Annotated in this window: 13 protein-coding genes; 6 read left to right on the forward strand and 7 right to left on the reverse strand. The window is 67.9% G+C overall.

The genetic code is table 11. The features are described 5' to 3' along the window. Positions 1–98 precede the first annotated feature (98 nt). On the forward strand, positions 99–1,568 hold the full coding sequence (locus ACRXBZ_RS09995; RefSeq protein ID WP_433878859.1) for an aldehyde dehydrogenase (NADP(+)): 1,470 nt from the start codon (positions 99–101) through the stop codon (positions 1,566–1,568). Between the two features lie 133 nt (positions 1,569–1,701). Here ACRXBZ_RS09995 and ACRXBZ_RS10000 read toward each other — a convergent pair whose 3' ends face one another. Continuing rightward, positions 1,702–2,016 carry a hypothetical protein gene (locus ACRXBZ_RS10000; protein ID WP_433878860.1) on the reverse strand — a complete coding sequence of 105 codons (315 nt, stop codon included), beginning with the start codon at positions 2,014–2,016 and terminating at the stop codon, positions 1,702–1,704. Positions 2,017–2,161: 145 nt separating this feature from the next. Here ACRXBZ_RS10000 and ACRXBZ_RS10005 point away from each other — a divergent pair, with 145 nt between their 5' ends. Both ACRXBZ_RS10005 and ACRXBZ_RS10010 read left to right on the forward strand, forming a co-directional pair. After that, positions 2,162–3,040: a helix-turn-helix domain-containing protein gene (locus tag ACRXBZ_RS10005; protein WP_433878861.1), complete on the forward strand. Its 879-nt coding sequence runs from the start codon at positions 2,162–2,164 to the stop codon at positions 3,038–3,040. Then, positions 3,037–3,321 (forward strand): DUF397 domain-containing protein, encoded by a 285-nt coding sequence (locus ACRXBZ_RS10010; RefSeq protein WP_433878862.1) that lies wholly within the window; start codon positions 3,037–3,039, stop codon positions 3,319–3,321. Before ACRXBZ_RS10005 ends, ACRXBZ_RS10010 begins: the two co-directional genes overlap by 4 nt. A 12-nt stretch (positions 3,322–3,333) precedes the next feature. On the opposite strand, the gene ACRXBZ_RS10015 is transcribed toward ACRXBZ_RS10010, so the two are convergent. Beyond that, positions 3,334–4,158, reverse strand: a complete 825-nt coding sequence (locus tag ACRXBZ_RS10015) for a putative RNA methyltransferase (protein ID WP_433878863.1) — start codon at positions 4,156–4,158, stop codon at positions 3,334–3,336. Positions 4,159–4,268: 110 nt separating this feature from the next. Between ACRXBZ_RS10015 and ACRXBZ_RS10020 the strand changes: the two genes are divergently transcribed. Genes ACRXBZ_RS10020 through ACRXBZ_RS10030 form a run of 3 tightly spaced genes read left to right on the forward strand, consistent with a single transcriptional unit; the run spans position 4,269 to position 7,721 of the window. Beyond that, entirely contained in the window at positions 4,269–4,886 is a 618-nt protein-coding gene (locus ACRXBZ_RS10020; protein ID WP_433878864.1) for an IS607 family transposase, read from the forward strand. Next, on the forward strand, positions 4,883–6,289 hold the full coding sequence (locus ACRXBZ_RS10025) for a zinc ribbon domain-containing protein (protein ID WP_433878865.1): 1,407 nt from the start codon (positions 4,883–4,885) through the stop codon (positions 6,287–6,289). The genes ACRXBZ_RS10020 and ACRXBZ_RS10025 overlap by 4 nt, the downstream gene beginning before the upstream one ends. A 19-nt stretch (positions 6,290–6,308) precedes the next feature. After that, positions 6,309–7,721 carry a lipase maturation factor family protein gene (locus ACRXBZ_RS10030; protein WP_433878866.1) on the forward strand — a complete coding sequence of 471 codons (1,413 nt, stop codon included), beginning with the start codon at positions 6,309–6,311 and terminating at the stop codon, positions 7,719–7,721. A 163-nt stretch (positions 7,722–7,884) separates the two neighbouring features. Here ACRXBZ_RS10030 and ACRXBZ_RS10035 read toward each other — a convergent pair whose 3' ends face one another. The 5 genes from ACRXBZ_RS10035 to ACRXBZ_RS10055 form a co-directional block, all read right to left on the reverse strand. After that, positions 7,885–11,853 (reverse strand): tetratricopeptide repeat protein, encoded by a 3,969-nt coding sequence (locus ACRXBZ_RS10035; RefSeq protein WP_433878867.1) that lies wholly within the window; start codon positions 11,851–11,853, stop codon positions 7,885–7,887. A 22-nt stretch (positions 11,854–11,875) separates the two neighbouring features. Beyond that, positions 11,876–12,358, reverse strand: coding sequence for a VOC family protein (locus ACRXBZ_RS10040; protein ID WP_433878868.1), 483 nt, complete (start codon positions 12,356–12,358; stop codon positions 11,876–11,878). Positions 12,359–12,495: 137 nt separating this feature from the next. Then, positions 12,496–13,725, reverse strand: a complete 1,230-nt coding sequence (locus tag ACRXBZ_RS10045; RefSeq protein WP_433878869.1) for a class I SAM-dependent methyltransferase — start codon at positions 13,723–13,725, stop codon at positions 12,496–12,498. A 127-nt stretch (positions 13,726–13,852) separates the two neighbouring features. Next, positions 13,853–15,232 carry an FAD-binding oxidoreductase gene (locus ACRXBZ_RS10050; RefSeq protein WP_433878870.1) on the reverse strand — a complete coding sequence of 460 codons (1,380 nt, stop codon included), beginning with the start codon at positions 15,230–15,232 and terminating at the stop codon, positions 13,853–13,855. 368 nt (positions 15,233–15,600) lie between these two features. Next, complete coding sequence (locus ACRXBZ_RS10055; protein ID WP_433878871.1) at positions 15,601–15,747, reverse strand: hypothetical protein; 147 nt, start codon at positions 15,745–15,747, stop codon at positions 15,601–15,603. Positions 15,748–15,781: the final 34 nt, after the last annotated feature.

Below are 15,781 nucleotides of genomic sequence, written 5' to 3' on the forward strand. Positions count from 1 at the left end.
AAATTGACACCACACGGTGCGTGATTTCGAACGTCGTCCGGCCTGCCGGTTGTGTGGCGTACTACGGTGTGGGGGAAAGCTCTCGTACCGCGCAAAGGATGGGCACGTTGACCGCGACCCGGATTCCGGACACCACCCAAGCCGAACTCGACACCGTACTGCGGCGGGCCGCCGACGCCGCCGAGCCCTTCGGCGCGCAGTCGCCCGCCGCCCGCGCCCGCCAGCTCGTCGCCGTCGCCGACGCGCTTGACGCCGCCGCCAGTGAGCTGGTGCCGCTGGCGATGGCCGAGTCCAACCTGTCCGAAGGGCGGTTGACCGGCGAGCTCAAGCGCACCACCTTCCAGCTGCGGCTGTTCGCCGAGGTCCTCGACGAGGGCAGCTACCTGCAGGCCACCCTGGACCGCGCGGACGCCGCATTCCCGTTGGGCGCCAAGCCGGACCTGCGCCGGATCCTGCAGCCGATCGGCCCGGTGCTGGTGTTCGCGGCGAGCAACTTCCCGTTCGCGTTCTCCGTCGCCGGCGGCGACACTGCCTCGGCGCTCGCGGCGGGCTGCCCGGTGGTGCTCAAGGGCCACCCCGGGCACCCGCGGCTTTCGGTGCGCACGGGCGAGATCATCGTGCAGGCGCTGGCCGAATCCGGTGCCCCGGACGGGGCTTTCCACGTCGTGCTGGGCTTCGAGGTCGGCACCGCTGCGCTGCAGGATCCCCGGATCAAGGCGGCGGCGTTCACCGGCTCGGTCCCGGCGGGTCGCGCCCTGTTCGACATCGCCAACTCGCGGCCCACGCCGATCCCGTTCTTCGGCGAGCTCGGCAGCCTGAACCCGGTCTTCGTAACGCCCAGCGCGGCGCGCGCCCGCGGCGAGGAGATCGCCAAGGGCTACGTGGCGTCGTACTCGGGCAACGCCGGGCAGCTGTGCACCAAGCCGGGGCTGCTGTTCCTGCCTGCTGACCACGGCCTGGACGAGGTGCTCGCGGCGGAGTCGAAGGCCGTCGCGGCGCACAAGCTGCTCAACGAGCGCCTGCACGACGGCTACTGCGGGCGGCGTGCCGCCGTCACCGAGGTGGCGGGCGTGCGGGCGCTGGCGGAGGGCAGCGTCGACGACGGCGCGGTGCCGACGCTGCTGGCCACCGACGTCGACACGCTGCTGGCGAACCGCCAGGAACTGCTGGAGGAAGTCTTCGGACCACTGTCCATTGTGGTCACTTACTCCTCCGAGGACGAGGCCCGGCGCGCGGCCGAGGCGTTCGAGGGCAACCTCACCGCAACGCTGCACGCGGAGGACGACGACACGGAGTTCGCGGGAACCCTGGTGAGCCGCTTGCGCAAGCGCGCGGGCCGAGTGCTGTTCAACGGCTGGCCGACCGGTGTCGCGGTGTCCCCGGCGATGCAGCACGGCGGACCGTACCCGGCGACGACGGACGCCCGCTTCACGTCGGTGGGCACGGCGTCGATCGACCGCTTCCTGCGTCCGGTGACGTACCAGAACGTCCCGCAGAACCTCCTCCCCGAGGCGCTGCGCGACGAAAACCCCTGGGGCATCCCGCAAACCATCCACGGACCCAAGTAACTGGTCGCGCAGAACGGGCACGTCACCTGGAGCAGCCCGCGCGCCTTAACCCGCGCTTTCAGGCGACGAGTAAGGGCACCTTCGACCGAAGGACTATGCCGGTCGAAGGTGCCCTTCGCTCACTTCGCGTCACTCACGACGCCTCGACGAGCTCGCCGACGCCGGACCAGCAGACGTGGGTTTCTATCGGCGCCAAGTCCTGCTCGATGAGGTCGTCGAGCCTGTTCTCGTCTGGTTGTCCGTGGTCGTCGACCGGGACGACGGCGGCGAGGTACATCCCGAAGCGGTGATCGCCTCGACGGAGCTTCGCCAGCGCCCAGTCGTGCAGGCATCCCTGCCACACATCCGGCGATTCGTCCCCGGGCAATGGCTCGACGAGCAGCAGCCTGTCGTACGAGCCGATCGATTCTGGGTGAACGACCTGGTAAAGGGCAATCGCACAGCGCATGGAGCCTCCCCGTGACAGTGGTGACAGTTGCGAAAAGTAGTGTTGCCCGTGCCGAGAGTGACAGTAGTCAATTTGACGCAGTAAACTTGACACGACAAGGCCTCGTTTGGGTGGTAGCGACCGCTCAGAACCTGAAGGGGTGACCGTGAACGACGCCGAGGCGCCGAGCCCGCAGACGATCAGCCCGACCGTGGGTCGTCGATGGCTGGCGCAGGAAATCAAGCGACTGCGCGAGGCCGCCGGGCTCAAGCAGTCCGACGTTGCCAAGCGCCTTCGGTGCAACCACGCGAAGATCGCGCATATCGAGAGCATGCGGAACGCCGTCAGCGGCCCGGATCTGGAGGTCATGCTCCCGTTCCTCGGCGTGCCGTCGGAACGCGTCGACTGGTACCTGCAACTGGCCGACATCGCCAAGGAAAAGGGCTGGTGGGACGGCAACCGTGCGATCCCGGAGTGGTTCTCCCTCTACATCGGACTCGAATGGGGAGCCAGCGAGATCCACGAGTGGGATCTGGGATACGTGCCAGGTCTGCTTCAGACCCGCGCATACAGCGAAGCGCTGATCACTGCGGGAAGCCGCGTCTCCAACGCCCAGCAGCGACAGCAAATCGAAGCGCGACTACAACGGCAGGACGCCCTACATCGGGACACGGGTACGTTGAAGTTGCATGCCATCGTCGATGAGTCGGTCTTTCACCGGAGGATGGGCAGCGACTTCATCCTCAAGGATCAGATCGCGCATCTGATCGCGATGTCCGAACATCCGCAGGTCACGCTTCAGATCATGCCGTTTCACGCCGGTCCGCATCGAGGACAGCTCGGATCGTACAGCTGGCTGGGCTTCCCAAGAGCCGATGATCCTGGTGTCTTGTACTTGGAGAACCAGAAGGGCGGGTTGTACCTGGAGGAGTCCGAAGAGATCACGGACTTCAGGGCAGACTTTGATCGCTTGGCTCAGACTGCGTTGCCCGCCGAAGACTCCTGCAACTTGTTGGAGAAGCTAGTGAAGGGCAAGGCACAGTGAACAAATCTCATGTCGATGACGCGACCGAGTTACTCGACGTGACCTGGCGTCGGAGCACAAGAAGTGGGCCGAACGGCGGAGCATGCGTCGAGGTCGGCGTGGTCTGGCGCAAGAGCAGCTACAGCGGCCCCAACGGTGGGCAGTGCATTGAGGTCGGGTTTGGGACCTCGGTGACCGGGGTTCGGGACTCGAAGGATCCGAGTGGTCCGGCGCTGTTGTTCGGGGCCGATGCTTGGGACGGGTTTCTCAGCGGCCTCAAGGCGGATCGATTCGACCGCTGAACAGCGCCGGGCTTAGGCTCGGCGGGCGTAGCGGGCGATGGTGACCGAGGCGGCCGAGGTGAGGGGCTTCGGGAGGTCGGCGATGCGGGCCCGGAGGTCTTCCGGGTTCGCGTGCCAGGCGCTGGGGCCCATCGCCACCACCGACTCCGCCTCCTCCGGGCTCAGCGACAGGCGGAACTCGCAGGTCTCCTGCGAGACCAGGTCGAAGTGGTCGGCTAGTTGTTCGGTGAGCCGTTCTTGCTTGCGCTCGTCCACGTTCAGCAGGCCGAGGGCGGACACCAGCTCCACGAGGTGGCCCGGGTTCGGGACGACCACCGCCAGTTGGCCACCGGGGCGCAGCACCCGGTGCATCTCCGCCGCGTTGCGCGGCGCGAAGACGTTCAGCACCGCCGCTGCCGCGCCGCTGCGCACCGGCAGCATCTGCCACGCATCGGCCACCACGGCACCCAGGCGGGGATGCGCCTTCGCGGCGCGGCGGCAGGCGTACTTGGAGACGTCCAGCGCGACCCCGACCCGGTCAGATTCGCCCAGGGCCCGGGCCAGGTAGTAACCGGTGCCGGCACCGACATCCACGATGCAGCCATCGAGCGAGGACACCGCCGAGGCCACCGCTTCTGCGATCGGGGCGTAGTGGCCGGTTTCGAGGAACTCCGCCCGCGCCGCGACCATCGCCGCCGTGTCACCGACGACCTTCGTGCCACCGGACAGCAGGCTCACGTAGCCCTGACGGGCTATGTCGAACACGTGGTTGGCCGGACAGCGCAGGCTGTTCCCGGCCCGGCCGAGGTCCGCACCGCAGTGCGGACAGGCCAGCACCGCCACCACGTCGTCCAGCAAGCTCGCCTCCACACCGTCGGTACGAGATTCTAGGAGCCGTCCACCGGCAGGAGTGGGGAGAAGTGACTAGTAGTTTGTCTCTTGTGCACTGTTGTGTACTGTTGTTCAACATGAGCGCGTACAGGATCGGCGAGTTCGCTGCCCGCGTCGGACGGTCGGCACAGACCGTCCGACGGTGGGAGCGCGAGGGTCGCATCACGGCCAAGCGCACCACCACCGGACAGCGGTACTTCGACGAGTCCGATGTGCGCGCAGTGCTACAACTCGGAACACCGGATGCCGACCGGGCGACCGTCGTGTACTGCCGAGTTTCCAGCGCTGGTCAGAAAGACGACTTGGCGTCGCAGGTCTCCGCGATGGAAACGTTCTGCCTGAACGCGGGTATCTCGGTCACCGAGTGGATCACTGAGATCGGCGGTGGCATGAACTTCAAACGCAAGAAGTTCGTGCAGCTCGCCGACCGCATCGCCGACGGCGAGGTCGAACACCTGGTAGTCGCTCACAAGGACCGGTTGACCCGGTTCGGGTTCGATCTGATCGAGCACGTTGCCGAGCGCAACGGATGCCGGATCACGGTCGCCAACACGGAGTCGCTGTCGCCGCAACAGGAACTTGTGGAAGACCTGCTGGCGATCGTGCACACCTTCTCCTGTCGTCTGTACGGCCTGCGCCGCTACGAGAAGCAGATCAAGGCCGACCGCGACCTCACCGACGGTGGTTCGTGGTGAAGGTCACCAGGATTGCCTACTCCGACAAGCTCAACGCGGGTAAGTACGCCACGTTGGATGAGCAAGCGCGTCGTCTTGGTCGTGTGCGGTCAATGGTGTGGAACCAGTTCGGTTCCGTCGCCGGGGTCGGAGTCTCGGACCGCACCGTCCGCGACAAGTGGATGGCCGACGGAACTGCAGCGTCTTTCGGTGTCCCCGCCAACGCATGGAAGGAAACCGTCCGCGACGCGGTGGCTGACATCCGCGCACACCGCGACGCCGCCAAGGTCGAAGTGCGCCGGAAGATCGCCCGCCGCGACCTCACCGACGCCGAGAAAAAGCACCTGTACACGCTGCTGAAGCGCGACCGGTGGACCGACGATCCGATGCTGCGCCGGTGGATGCGGCAATGCTGGAAACGCGGCCACAGCCACACCACGAACCAGATCATCATCCGTTCCGACAAGGTGCGCACCTACACGCTCACCAACGGTGGCAACGTGTGGCTGAAAGTCCCCGGAATCGTGGCACGTGAGTCGATCGCGGTACCGCTGAACACCACCATCGCCCCCGAGAGGACGCTGCGTCTGATCCTGCGCGGTGGTCGGGTCGAGGTGCACCACCAGATCGACGACCAAGCCATGAAGTCCAGCCACCGGCCCTCCGGAGACCGGACGATCGGCGTCGACAAGGGATACACCGAAGTACTCACCGACTCCGACGGACGCCACCACGGCACCGAGTTCGGCGAGATGCTGCGCATCCGATCCGACGAACTCAAGGACCGCAACGCCCGGCGAGCGAAGCTGCGCTGGGTCGCGAACACCGCCGAGAAACGCGGCAACCACGCCAAGGCCGACCGGATTCGCCGCAACAACCTAGGAACGGTCAAAAAGCACCGCCAGGACCGGGCGTGGAAAACCCGCGTTCGGGACACCACGTACCGGGCGGTGCACGCTGTCGCTGACGACGCCGCCGTGATCGTCGCGGAAGACCTGACTCGGCGCATCAGTGGCCGGAGCTTAGGCAAAAACACCAACCGGCGGTTGGCGGCCTGGACAAAGGGCGTTACCGCGCAAGCACTTCACGACGTGTCGGAACGACGAGGTTCGTCGTTGCGGCTGGTCAACCCTGCCTATACGTCGCAAGTCATCCCCGGAACGTCGACCCTCGGTCGTCGTGCTGGGGACCGGCTTCACTGCCCCCACGGGGGCGGGGTCGTGTGGCAAGCCGACCATGCTGCCGCGATCAACATCCTGGAACGAGACGGAGACCCCGACATCTCCCTGTGGACCCCGCATAAGCAGGTCAAGCAGATCATCCAGGAGCGAGATCGCCAACGGTCCAGACTGCCGGACCAGGACTCCAACACCGCAGGTCAATGTAGGTGTGGAGAGCGAATTATCCGTTCTGATCAACAGTGATCAACGAATAGGAAGCAGGATGTGGGACTGGGTTTCGGCACCCGACTACTGGGCCGCGCGGTTCGCGGTCCAGCACCTGATCGCGGTCGGATACCTGCTTGGTTTCACCAGCGCGCTGCGCCAGTTCCGGGGCCTGCTGGGAGAGCGCGGCCTGACGCCGATCCCCCGGTTCCTGGCCCGGGTCCCGTTTCGCGGCTCGCCGAGCCTGTTCCACCTGCACTACTCCGACCGGTTCTACGCGGGCGTCTGCTGGGTCGGGGTCGTCGGGAGCCTGTTGGCGCTGGTCGTCGACCTCGCGCCGTTGTGGGCGTGGATCGCGCTGTGGCTGGTGTTGTGGCTGCTGTACCTGTCCATCGTCAACGTCGGGCAGGTCTGGTACTCGTTCGGCTGGGAATCGCTGCTGCTGGAAGCGGGATTCCTGGCGATCTTCCTCGGCCCCGGATCGGTCGCCCCGCCCGCACCGGTGCTGTGGCTGCTCACCTGGCTGCTGTTCCGCGTCGAGTTCGGCGCCGGGCTGATCAAGCTGCGCGGCGACTCCTGCTGGCGGGACTTCACCGCGCTGTACTACCACCACGAGACCCAGCCGATGCCCGGCCCGTTCAGCCGCTGGTTCCACTGGTTGCCGCGGCCGCTGCACAAGGTCGAAGTCATGGCCAACCACGGCACGCAGCTGGTGGTGCCGTTCATCCTGTTCGCCCCGCAGCCCGCCGCCACGGTGGCCGCGCTGATCGTCGTGGTGACGCAGGGCTGGCTGATGCTGAGCGGCAACTTCGCGTGGCTGAACTGGTTGACCATCACGCTGGCGTTCTCGGCGATGGGCTCGTGGCTGCTGCGCTGGGTGACGCCCACCCCACCGCCGCTGACCGCCCCGCCGCCGTGGTTCGTGGCCGCGGTGCTCGCCGTGACGGTGGGTTTCGTGGTGCTCAGCTACTGGCCGGTGTGGAACATGCTGGGGCGGCGGCAGGTGATGAACCGCAGCTTCAACCGGCTGCACCTGGGCAACACATACGGCGCCTTCGGCAGCGTCACGCGAACCCGCTACGAGGTGATCATCGAGGGCGCGGCCGACGCGGACGGCGGCTGGCTGGAGTACGAGTTCAAGGGCAAGCCCGGCGACCCGGGCCGGCGTCCGCCGCAGGTCGCGCCCTACCACCTCCGCCTGGACTGGCTGATGTGGTTCCTGGCGATCTCCCCCAGCTACGGCCGGACGTGGCTGCCGAACCTGGTGGCAGCGTTGCTGCGCAACGAAGAACACGTGCTGCGCCTGCTGCGCCGCAACCCGTTCCCGGAGTCGCCGCCGATGTTCGTGCGGGCGCACCTGTACCGCTACCGCTTCGCGACCCGCGCCGAACGCCGCGAGACCGGCGCATTCTGGATCCGCAGTCGCGTCGGCGACTTCATCCCGCCCCTGACCCTGGAGGACCTGGTGTAGCGGCTGCGCGGATTGGCGTGAGTATCGCCGCGGTCCCGCTCCTCACGGGGTCGCTGGGTGGCGCGAACGGACCATTCGCCTCGTGGGGCGGCGCGAACTGTCCGTTCGCTCCGCCCCACCAACATCGCGGCGCGGGGCGATCCCATCCTGCGCGCCCTCTTCGTCAGCTGCGGCCGGAGAGCTCCCCGCGCGGACCTTCGCTGAGCGATGCCGGGCGGGAGCGCGCCTGCTCGTTGCGCCGACCCCCGTAACGCCCGGCGCCGAGGGTGACCTCACCGGTCGGCCCGGAGGAAACCTGGTGCAGGCTCGCGGAAAGATCGGCCTCCAGACCGCCCGGCAGCTTCAGCCGGACCAGCAGCGGCAGCAGGAAACCGATCGCCACCATCGCCACGAGCACCGGCGTCAAGGTGCCGAGCAGCACGGTCGGCACCTGGTACCGCAGGAAGAACGCGCCCCACATCAACGCCAGCATCACCAGCGACACGGTGATCAGCGCGGTGCTGCCGACGACGCTCGAGCGGGCCCGCCGGATGCGCTGCTGCGCGAGCACCCGGACCCGGTGCGCCTCGGAGTGCCGGCTGTCGAACTTCTCCACCCGGCGCAGGTAGCGCATCGCCCGGCGGAAGTGCAGCGACGAGAGTTGCACGTCGCCGCTCTCCCCGATCTTGTACGCCGCGACACCGGCCACGAAGTACGGTTCGGCCTGGTCCGAGGCCGAACCGATCGCTTCCCGGGCTACCGCCAGCGCCTCCAGGTAGAGGTCCTCGCTGCCGGTCGCGTCGCCGCGCTGGACCAGCAGCCGGGCCAACTCGACCTGCAGGCGCCAGTTCGGCAGGTCGCAGTCGGACCGGTCGAGCACGTAGCGCAGCGGCTCCTCCGCGCTCACCAGGTCCCCGGCGGACCGCACCACCGAGCGCGCCAGGCCGATCGCGGCCGTCCCGTTGCCCGGATCCAGCACGGTCGCCTGGCGGAACTGCTGCGTAGCCCGCCCGGCCCACTCCCCCGGCTCCCCGCCGTCGACGTCCCGCTGGAGGTAGACGTTGCCCAGTTCGACGTGCGCCTGCACGTCGTACCAGTCCCGTTCGACGGCCTGGTCCAGCAGCTTCTCGGCCTCGTCGAAACGCCCGAGCTGGCTGTACAGCGCGGCGAGGTCGACGTGGGCGCCGGCGTAGGGGTCGAGTTCGGTGGCGGTGCGCAGGTGGTGCTCGGCGGCGGCGTGGTTGCCGCGCCGGAAGTTCAGCACGCCCAGCAGCGCATGCGCCTCGTCGTCGCACGGGTCGTCTTCGATGACGCCCAGGCACAGCCGTTCCACCTCGTCGTGCTGCGCTGTTCCGACGTCGCGCAGCAACGCGGCGGCCAGCGAGAGCCGGGTTTCGTCGTCGCGCGGGTCGATCTCCAGTGCGGCCCGGAAATGCCGTTGCGCCTTCTGGATGTCGTTGCCGCGCAACGCCACCCGGCCCAGGCCCACGAGCGCGTCGCCTCGCTCGTCCGGTCCGAACGCGTCGTCGAGCAGTGCCGAGAAGTGCTTCTCCGCCTCGGTGAACCGCTGCTGGTCGAGCTCAATCCAGCCCAGCTCGACCAGCAGCGACCGATCACCCGGGAATCGCCGCAGGTAACCGCGCACGACGTGCTCCGCTTCGCGATACCTGCGCTGCTTGCGCAGCACACCGGTCTTCAGCACGACGGCGTTCAGGCTGAGCGGCCTGAACGCCAGAATCTTGGCCACACAGGACAGCGCCTGATCGAGGCGGTAGGTGTCGACGTAGATCTCGCCCAGCAGGCGCAAGAAGTCCAGGTCGTGGGGGAACCGCTCGATCGCGGCCAGCGTGGCTTCCTCGGCCTCCGCGGCCAGGCGCATCCGCCGCAATGCGACGATCTCGTCCCACATCGCCACCCGGGAATGCGGCTCCGCCCGCTTCGCCCGGCGCGCCAGCCGCAAGGCGTCCTCGAACAGACCGGCTTGCCGGAACGTCCGGCTCAGTTCCACCAGGAGGAACCGCGAATCCGGGTCCTGCGCCAGCTCCCCGCGCAGCAACGCGACGGCTTCGTCGTAACGATCGGCGATGCGCAGCGCCCTGACGTGATCCTGCAAGGCAAGCTTGGAATCGTCGCTGCTGGAATTGCGACGGAAGAACTCGATCGCCGCATCGATGCGGCCGAAGCGAACCTCTCGCCATCCGAGGGTGCGGATGACGTCCTCATCCGCACCGAACTCCTCGGCCATTCGGGCGGCGACGGCCTCGGCCTCGCCGAACCGGCGCAGCTCCATCAAGACGTCGTAGCGTTCCAGCAAGGCCGGCACGTTCCCGGTGTCCGATCGCAACGCATGATCGGTGGCCTGCAACGCTTCCTCGTAGCGGCCCTGGCGGACGTACTCCGCGATCAGCGCCTGGCGCAGGTACCAAGTCTCGCCGCATGCCTCGAGCCCGTCTTCCAGTGCAGCGACCGCAGCGTCGTACCGGCCCTGGCAAGACAGCGCCAGGGAGAGTTCCTCATGCAGTTCGGGGGCGAGCGGGGCTTCGCGCAGCCCCTCCCGGGCGGCCTGTTCGGCTCGGTCGAACCGGCTGGTCAGGCGGAGGACGATGGCCTTGGACTCCAACGCCCCGACGTGGCCCGGCGCCACGTCCAGGGTGCGTTCCACCCACGGAAGTGCGGCGTCGTAGTCCGCCCGGGCCCGGTGGATTCGCCCTAACAGGTAGCGCAGCGCCGGTACGTCCGGGAACCGGCGCTGTGCTTCGTGCGCCGCCGCCAGCTCTTCGTCGTAGCGGTACAACCCGTTGAGCAGGTTGCACCTGGCGAGGATCAGGTCGATGTCGTACGGGTCGTCGTCCAGGAAGCGGACGCACTCCTGCAACGCCTCATCGGTCCGGCCCTGGGCGTTGAGCGAGTTGACCAACCCGAGCCGCAGCGGTCGGTGGGTGGGGAACTGCCGCAGCGCTTCCCTGGCCGCTTTCCCGGCGTCTTCCGGCCGACCTGCGCTGCGCAGCAGGATGACCTCCATGCTGCGGGCTCGTGGCAGGTACTGATCAATCCGCGCTGCGGTCCGCGCCAGCTCGATCGCCTCGTCGAGGCGGCCCTGGGCGTCGCGCAGCCACACCTGCTCGAGCAGCAGCCGGGGAGATTCCGGGTTCGCGGCCAGGGCCGCGTCAAGCACGGTTTCGGCGTCTTCGGGCCGCTTCGCGTCCCGGAGCAACGTCGCGTACCAGTCGGCGAGGAACGGGTTGTCCGGGTCCGCTGCGGCGGCCCGCCCGATGCGCTCGACGGCCAGCTCGTCCTGGCCTCGCCGACTGGCGACCAGTGCGTGCTCGCAGACCAGATCCGGGGAATGCGGCAGCCGGGTGAGCGCCTCGGAGGCCGCCTGCTCGGCTTGCTCGAACCTGTCCAGCAGCCGCAAGAGGAAGATCTTGCGTTCATGGGCGAGCTCGTGCCACGGGTCCAGTTCGAGCGCGCGGTCCACGGTGCGCAACGCCGCCTCGTAGCGGAGCTCCTCGACCTCTAGGAAGGCCAGCAGGTCCACGAGATCTGCCTCGTCCGGGAATCGGCGCAGCGCTTCGCGCGAGGTGGCAACGGCGGCGTCCAGGTCGCCGGCCGCGTGCAGCGCGAAGCATCGCCATTCGATGGCATTGACGTCATCCGGGGCGATCGCGAGCGCTTTCTCCAGGTGGCGCGTCGCATCGTCGGGCCGTTGCATCTCGATGAGCAGGCGCCCGATCGCCACGCGGACGAACACGCCTTCCGGGAACCGCTCAAGCGCGGACTCGGCGAACTCCAGCGCCTCGGCATAGCGGTAGCTGCGCTCCAACGCGGCGATGCGCCACGCGTGCGCGCGTTCGGATGCCGGGTCGAGTTCGAGCGCGCGCTCGAACTCCTCCAGCGCGGTTCGGATGGCGATCCGGCCCAACGCCACCCTGCCTCGCAGGATGCGCAGTTCGGCGCTGTCGCCCCGGGCGAGGGCCGAATCGGCGGCCTGCTGCGCCGCGCCGAAGTCGCAGCGGCGTCGGAGCAGGTCGATATCGCTGAAGTCGCGCACTTCCCTGGAAATCTCGCTCACCCCTCGCCCCGCGTTCGCTGCCAGCGGCAGTTTGCCAGCACCGAACACCAGCCCGGGGAAGAACGCGCAGATCGCCGTCACCCGTCGCCGACGCTGGGGGCGCTCAGCCTTCGGCTGCTGCTTCAAGGGTGGCGATGTCGAGCTTGCCCATGCTCAGCATCGCCTTCATCGCTCGCTGGGCCTTGGCCTCGTCCGCAGCGGTGATCAGTTCGTACAGACGGCGCGGGACGATCTGCCAGGACAGGCCGTACTTGTCCTTCAGCCAGCCGCAGGGGCCGGGCTCGCCGCCCTCGCCGAGCTGCTGCCACAGCCGGTCCACCTCGTGCTGCGAGTCGCACAGGACCTCCAGCGAGATGGCCTCGGTGAACTTGAAATGCGGCCCGCCGTTGATGCCCACGAACTGCTGCCCGGCCAGCTCGAACAGCACGGTCATGACCGTTCCCGGCTCGCCCGGCCCCGCCTCGCCGTAGCGCTGCACGTGCACGACGCGCGAGTCGTCAAAGATGCCGGCGTAGTACCGCGCGGCCTCCTCGGCCGCGGTGTCGAACCAGAGGTTGGTGATGATCTTCTGCTTGATCTCGTACATGCCCGTCTCCCGTCTCGTCGCCATCATGCTGGCCGCAGACAGGTAGACCGGCCGCCGCGGCAGAACTCATCGCGGATGCGAAGTCCGTCCTTCCCCATGTCCTCACGGGCACTGCATGGATGACCGGCATGGAGCGGTTACCAGGTCGGACGTAGCGGGTAGTGGGCGTCGGTGCCGTCCAGGCGGACGCCGAGGACCTGGTGCAGTTGGACCATGTTGCGCTCGAAACCCAGCTGGCAGGCCGCCATGTAGAGCCGCCACACGCGCGCCCGGTCGAAGCCGACCTCGACGACCGCCTCGTCCCAGTGCTCCTCCAGGTTCCGGCACCAACCGGCCAGCGTCAGCGCGTAGTGCTCCCGCAGGTTCTCGTCGTGCCGCACCTCGAAGCCGTTGTCGTTCATCGCCGACACGAGCGTGCCCACCGGCTCCAGCTCGCCGTCCGGGAAGACGTAGCGGGCGATGAACTTGCCCGGCCGCGACCCGTGGCTGCCGTCCGGCCGGGTGATGCAGTGGTTGAGCAGCCGACCACCGGGGCGCAGCTTGCCCGCCAGGAACGAGAAGTAGCCCGGCAGCTGCGCCAGGCCGATGTGCTCGGTGAGCCCGATCGAGCTGACCGCGTCGAATCCGGTCTCGGTGACGTCGCGGTAGTCCAGGTGGCGGATCTCGGCGAGGTCGGCCAGCCCGCGTTCGGCGATGGTCTTCTGCGCCCACTGCGCCTGCTGCCGGGACAGCGTCACGCCGAGCGCCCGCACCCCGTAGTGCTCGGCCGCATGCATCACCATGCCGCCCCAGCCGCAGCCGACGTCCAGCAGCCGCATGCCTTCCTGCAGTCCGAGCTTGCGCGCCACCAGATCGTGCTTGGTGAACTGCGCCTCCTCCAAAGTGGACGTCGCCTCGGGGTACACCGCGCAGGTGTAGGCCATCGACGGACCCAGCACCCACTCGTAGAACCGGTTGGACACGTCGTAGTGGTACGAGACCGACTTGCTGTCGCGGCGCTTCGAGTGCCGCCAGCCGCGCGGGCGGTGTTCCACCGCCGGCGGTCGCACCGGCCACCACAACCGGTACCCGGCCAGCTTCACCGCCAGTTCGCGCCGCAGGCTCGGCGAGATGTCGTTGAGCGCCACGCTGGGGAACGCGGTCAGCGCGGTGTACATGTCGCCGTGCACCTCGATCGCCCCGGTGACGTAGGCGCGCGCCAGGCCGAGCTCGCCCGGCGCGGCGGCGAGATGCGAAAGTGCGAGCGGCGAACGGATTTCCACGCACACATCCGCCCCGGCACGTCCGGCGCGACTGCCGTCGAACGCGCGGACCTCTACCGAGACGTCGCTTCCGAGGATGCGCGTGAACGCCTCTGCCCAGCCCATCAGCGGATCTCCTTCCTGCCGCTCAGTTCGAGGGCCGCGTGGGATTTGCTTTTATGCCCGAAGGGCATTCGAGCGATGTGCCCGGCCTGCCAAAAACGACGTGACCATGACTCAAGCTGCGTAGAAATCATCTTTCCCCCACGCATTTCTCGTATAGCCCGGGAAGCCGGTCCTTCGGGTCGTACCTCTCCTTCAACTGCTGGTAGGCGGGGCGGTTGTAGAGCTGCCAGAACTCCGCTTCCTCGAAGTAGGAGTTGGAGTACAGCGACTTGTGCCCGCCGAGTTCGGTCACCGCGCGCTCGATAGCCCGGTTGTGCCGCCCCGGCGCCTCGCCCGGCTTCAGCGGCACCGTGGCCCAGAAACCGACGTTGACGTACAGCGTGTCCGGGTCCATCGGGTACAGCGGCCAGCCCTCGCGGTCGCGCAGTTGCACCGGGCACAGCCAGACCGGGGAGATCCCGATGTCGCGGTGGAAGAACTCCAGGAACTCCGGCAGCCGGACCACCGGGATCTCCACGTCCTGGATCACCGGCTCGTTGAGGCCCTTGCCGCGCAGCACCGCGATCCGGTCGGTGACCGAGTGGCGGCGGTCCCAGGCCACGATCCGGCGGTAGACGTCGGAGCGGCGGTACTGCTGCGGCCAGAAGCGGCGGACCAGCGGGTGCTGCGCGCCGAGCGCTCGGGAGCACCAGAACCAGTCGGTGTCCCAGCGCCACAGGTAGTCGTGGATGCCCAGGTAGTCGACCTGCCGCTGCTGGATGGACCGGTAATAGACCTGCTGCCCGGTGTAGTCGCTGGTGAACGGCGCCTTGTCCACATAGGACCCCAGCGTCAGATACTGCTCGCGTGGGCTGAACACGGTGCCGTCGAGGAAGTCGACCGGCTCCCCGTCGAAGCTGCGGTCGCGGCAGATGTCGGCGATCGCCGTGGCGCATTCCCGCGCCGAGCCGAAGCGCACGTGCCGCAACCGGACGTACGGCTTGACCTGCTCCAGCTCTATCTCCAGCCGCAGCGCATAGCCCAGCGTGCCGTAGGAGTTCGGAAATCCCCGGAAGAGGTCGGCGTGCTCGTTGTCCGGCCGGGCCCGGACCACCTCACCGGCGCCGGTGAGGATCTCCATTTCCCGCACGGATTCATGCGGGAGACCGCTGCGGAAGGAGGTGGATTCGATGCCCAGCCCGGCGACCGCACCGCCGAGCGTGATCGTCTTGAGCTGGGGCACCACCAGCGGGATGTGCCCGGACGGCAGCAGCGCGTCGACGATGCTCTCGTAGGTCGCCATGCCCTGCACCTGCGCGGTGCGGCCGGCGGAATCCAACTCCAGCACCCGGTTGAACCGCCCGACGTCCAGTCCCGGCCCCTGCGACGGCGCGCGGAAGCGGAAGAGGTTCGAGGTCGGTTTGGCTAGGCGCACTGGCGCGCCGGCCGGCAACCGGCCGTACTGCACCACCAGAGCGGATACTTCGTCGGAATGGCTTTCTGCCACGACTGTTCCCCGATCGGCCATGCCTCGACTCTATTGCTGGTCCAGCCCCCAGGCATCCCGTTTTACGTGGACCGAACGTGGCCGCAACGCGGGTGAAAGGGGTAAATCAACCAGGCAGGACCGTCGGCGACGGTCGTCGAGGATCGCAAAACGCCAGGTGATCGACGTAGAACCGGTGCGCTATCAAAGATTCTTGCTTGCCGCATGCAAATGCAGCGGGATTTCGGTCACATCGGCACCGGGCCGGTGCCGCACGCCGACCGTGAGCCTTCTGGGCGGCAACAGCAACCCGAAAGACTCATGGCCGACGATGCGACTTCACCACGAACGGCGCAGCGCCCAGGCGCGCAGGCCGCGGAAGCCCTGCACCTTGGTCGGCCCCACCGAGATCAGCCGGTACTCCGGGTGCCCCGCAACGCGGCCGCCAGCTCCCGCTTCACCAGCACCGAGGCCGGGCGCGCCACCGACGCGAAGTTCTCGATCTTCGTCGCCTCCGCCCCGCGGGCCGACCACCGGCCGTTTGTCCGCTCGACCAAACGAGGCTCGAAACTCTCATCCGACCCCACAACC

It is taken from the genome of Saccharopolyspora hattusasensis, assembly GCF_050972075.1.
Taxonomy (GTDB): Bacteria; Actinomycetota; Actinomycetes; order Mycobacteriales; family Pseudonocardiaceae; genus Saccharopolyspora; species Saccharopolyspora hattusasensis.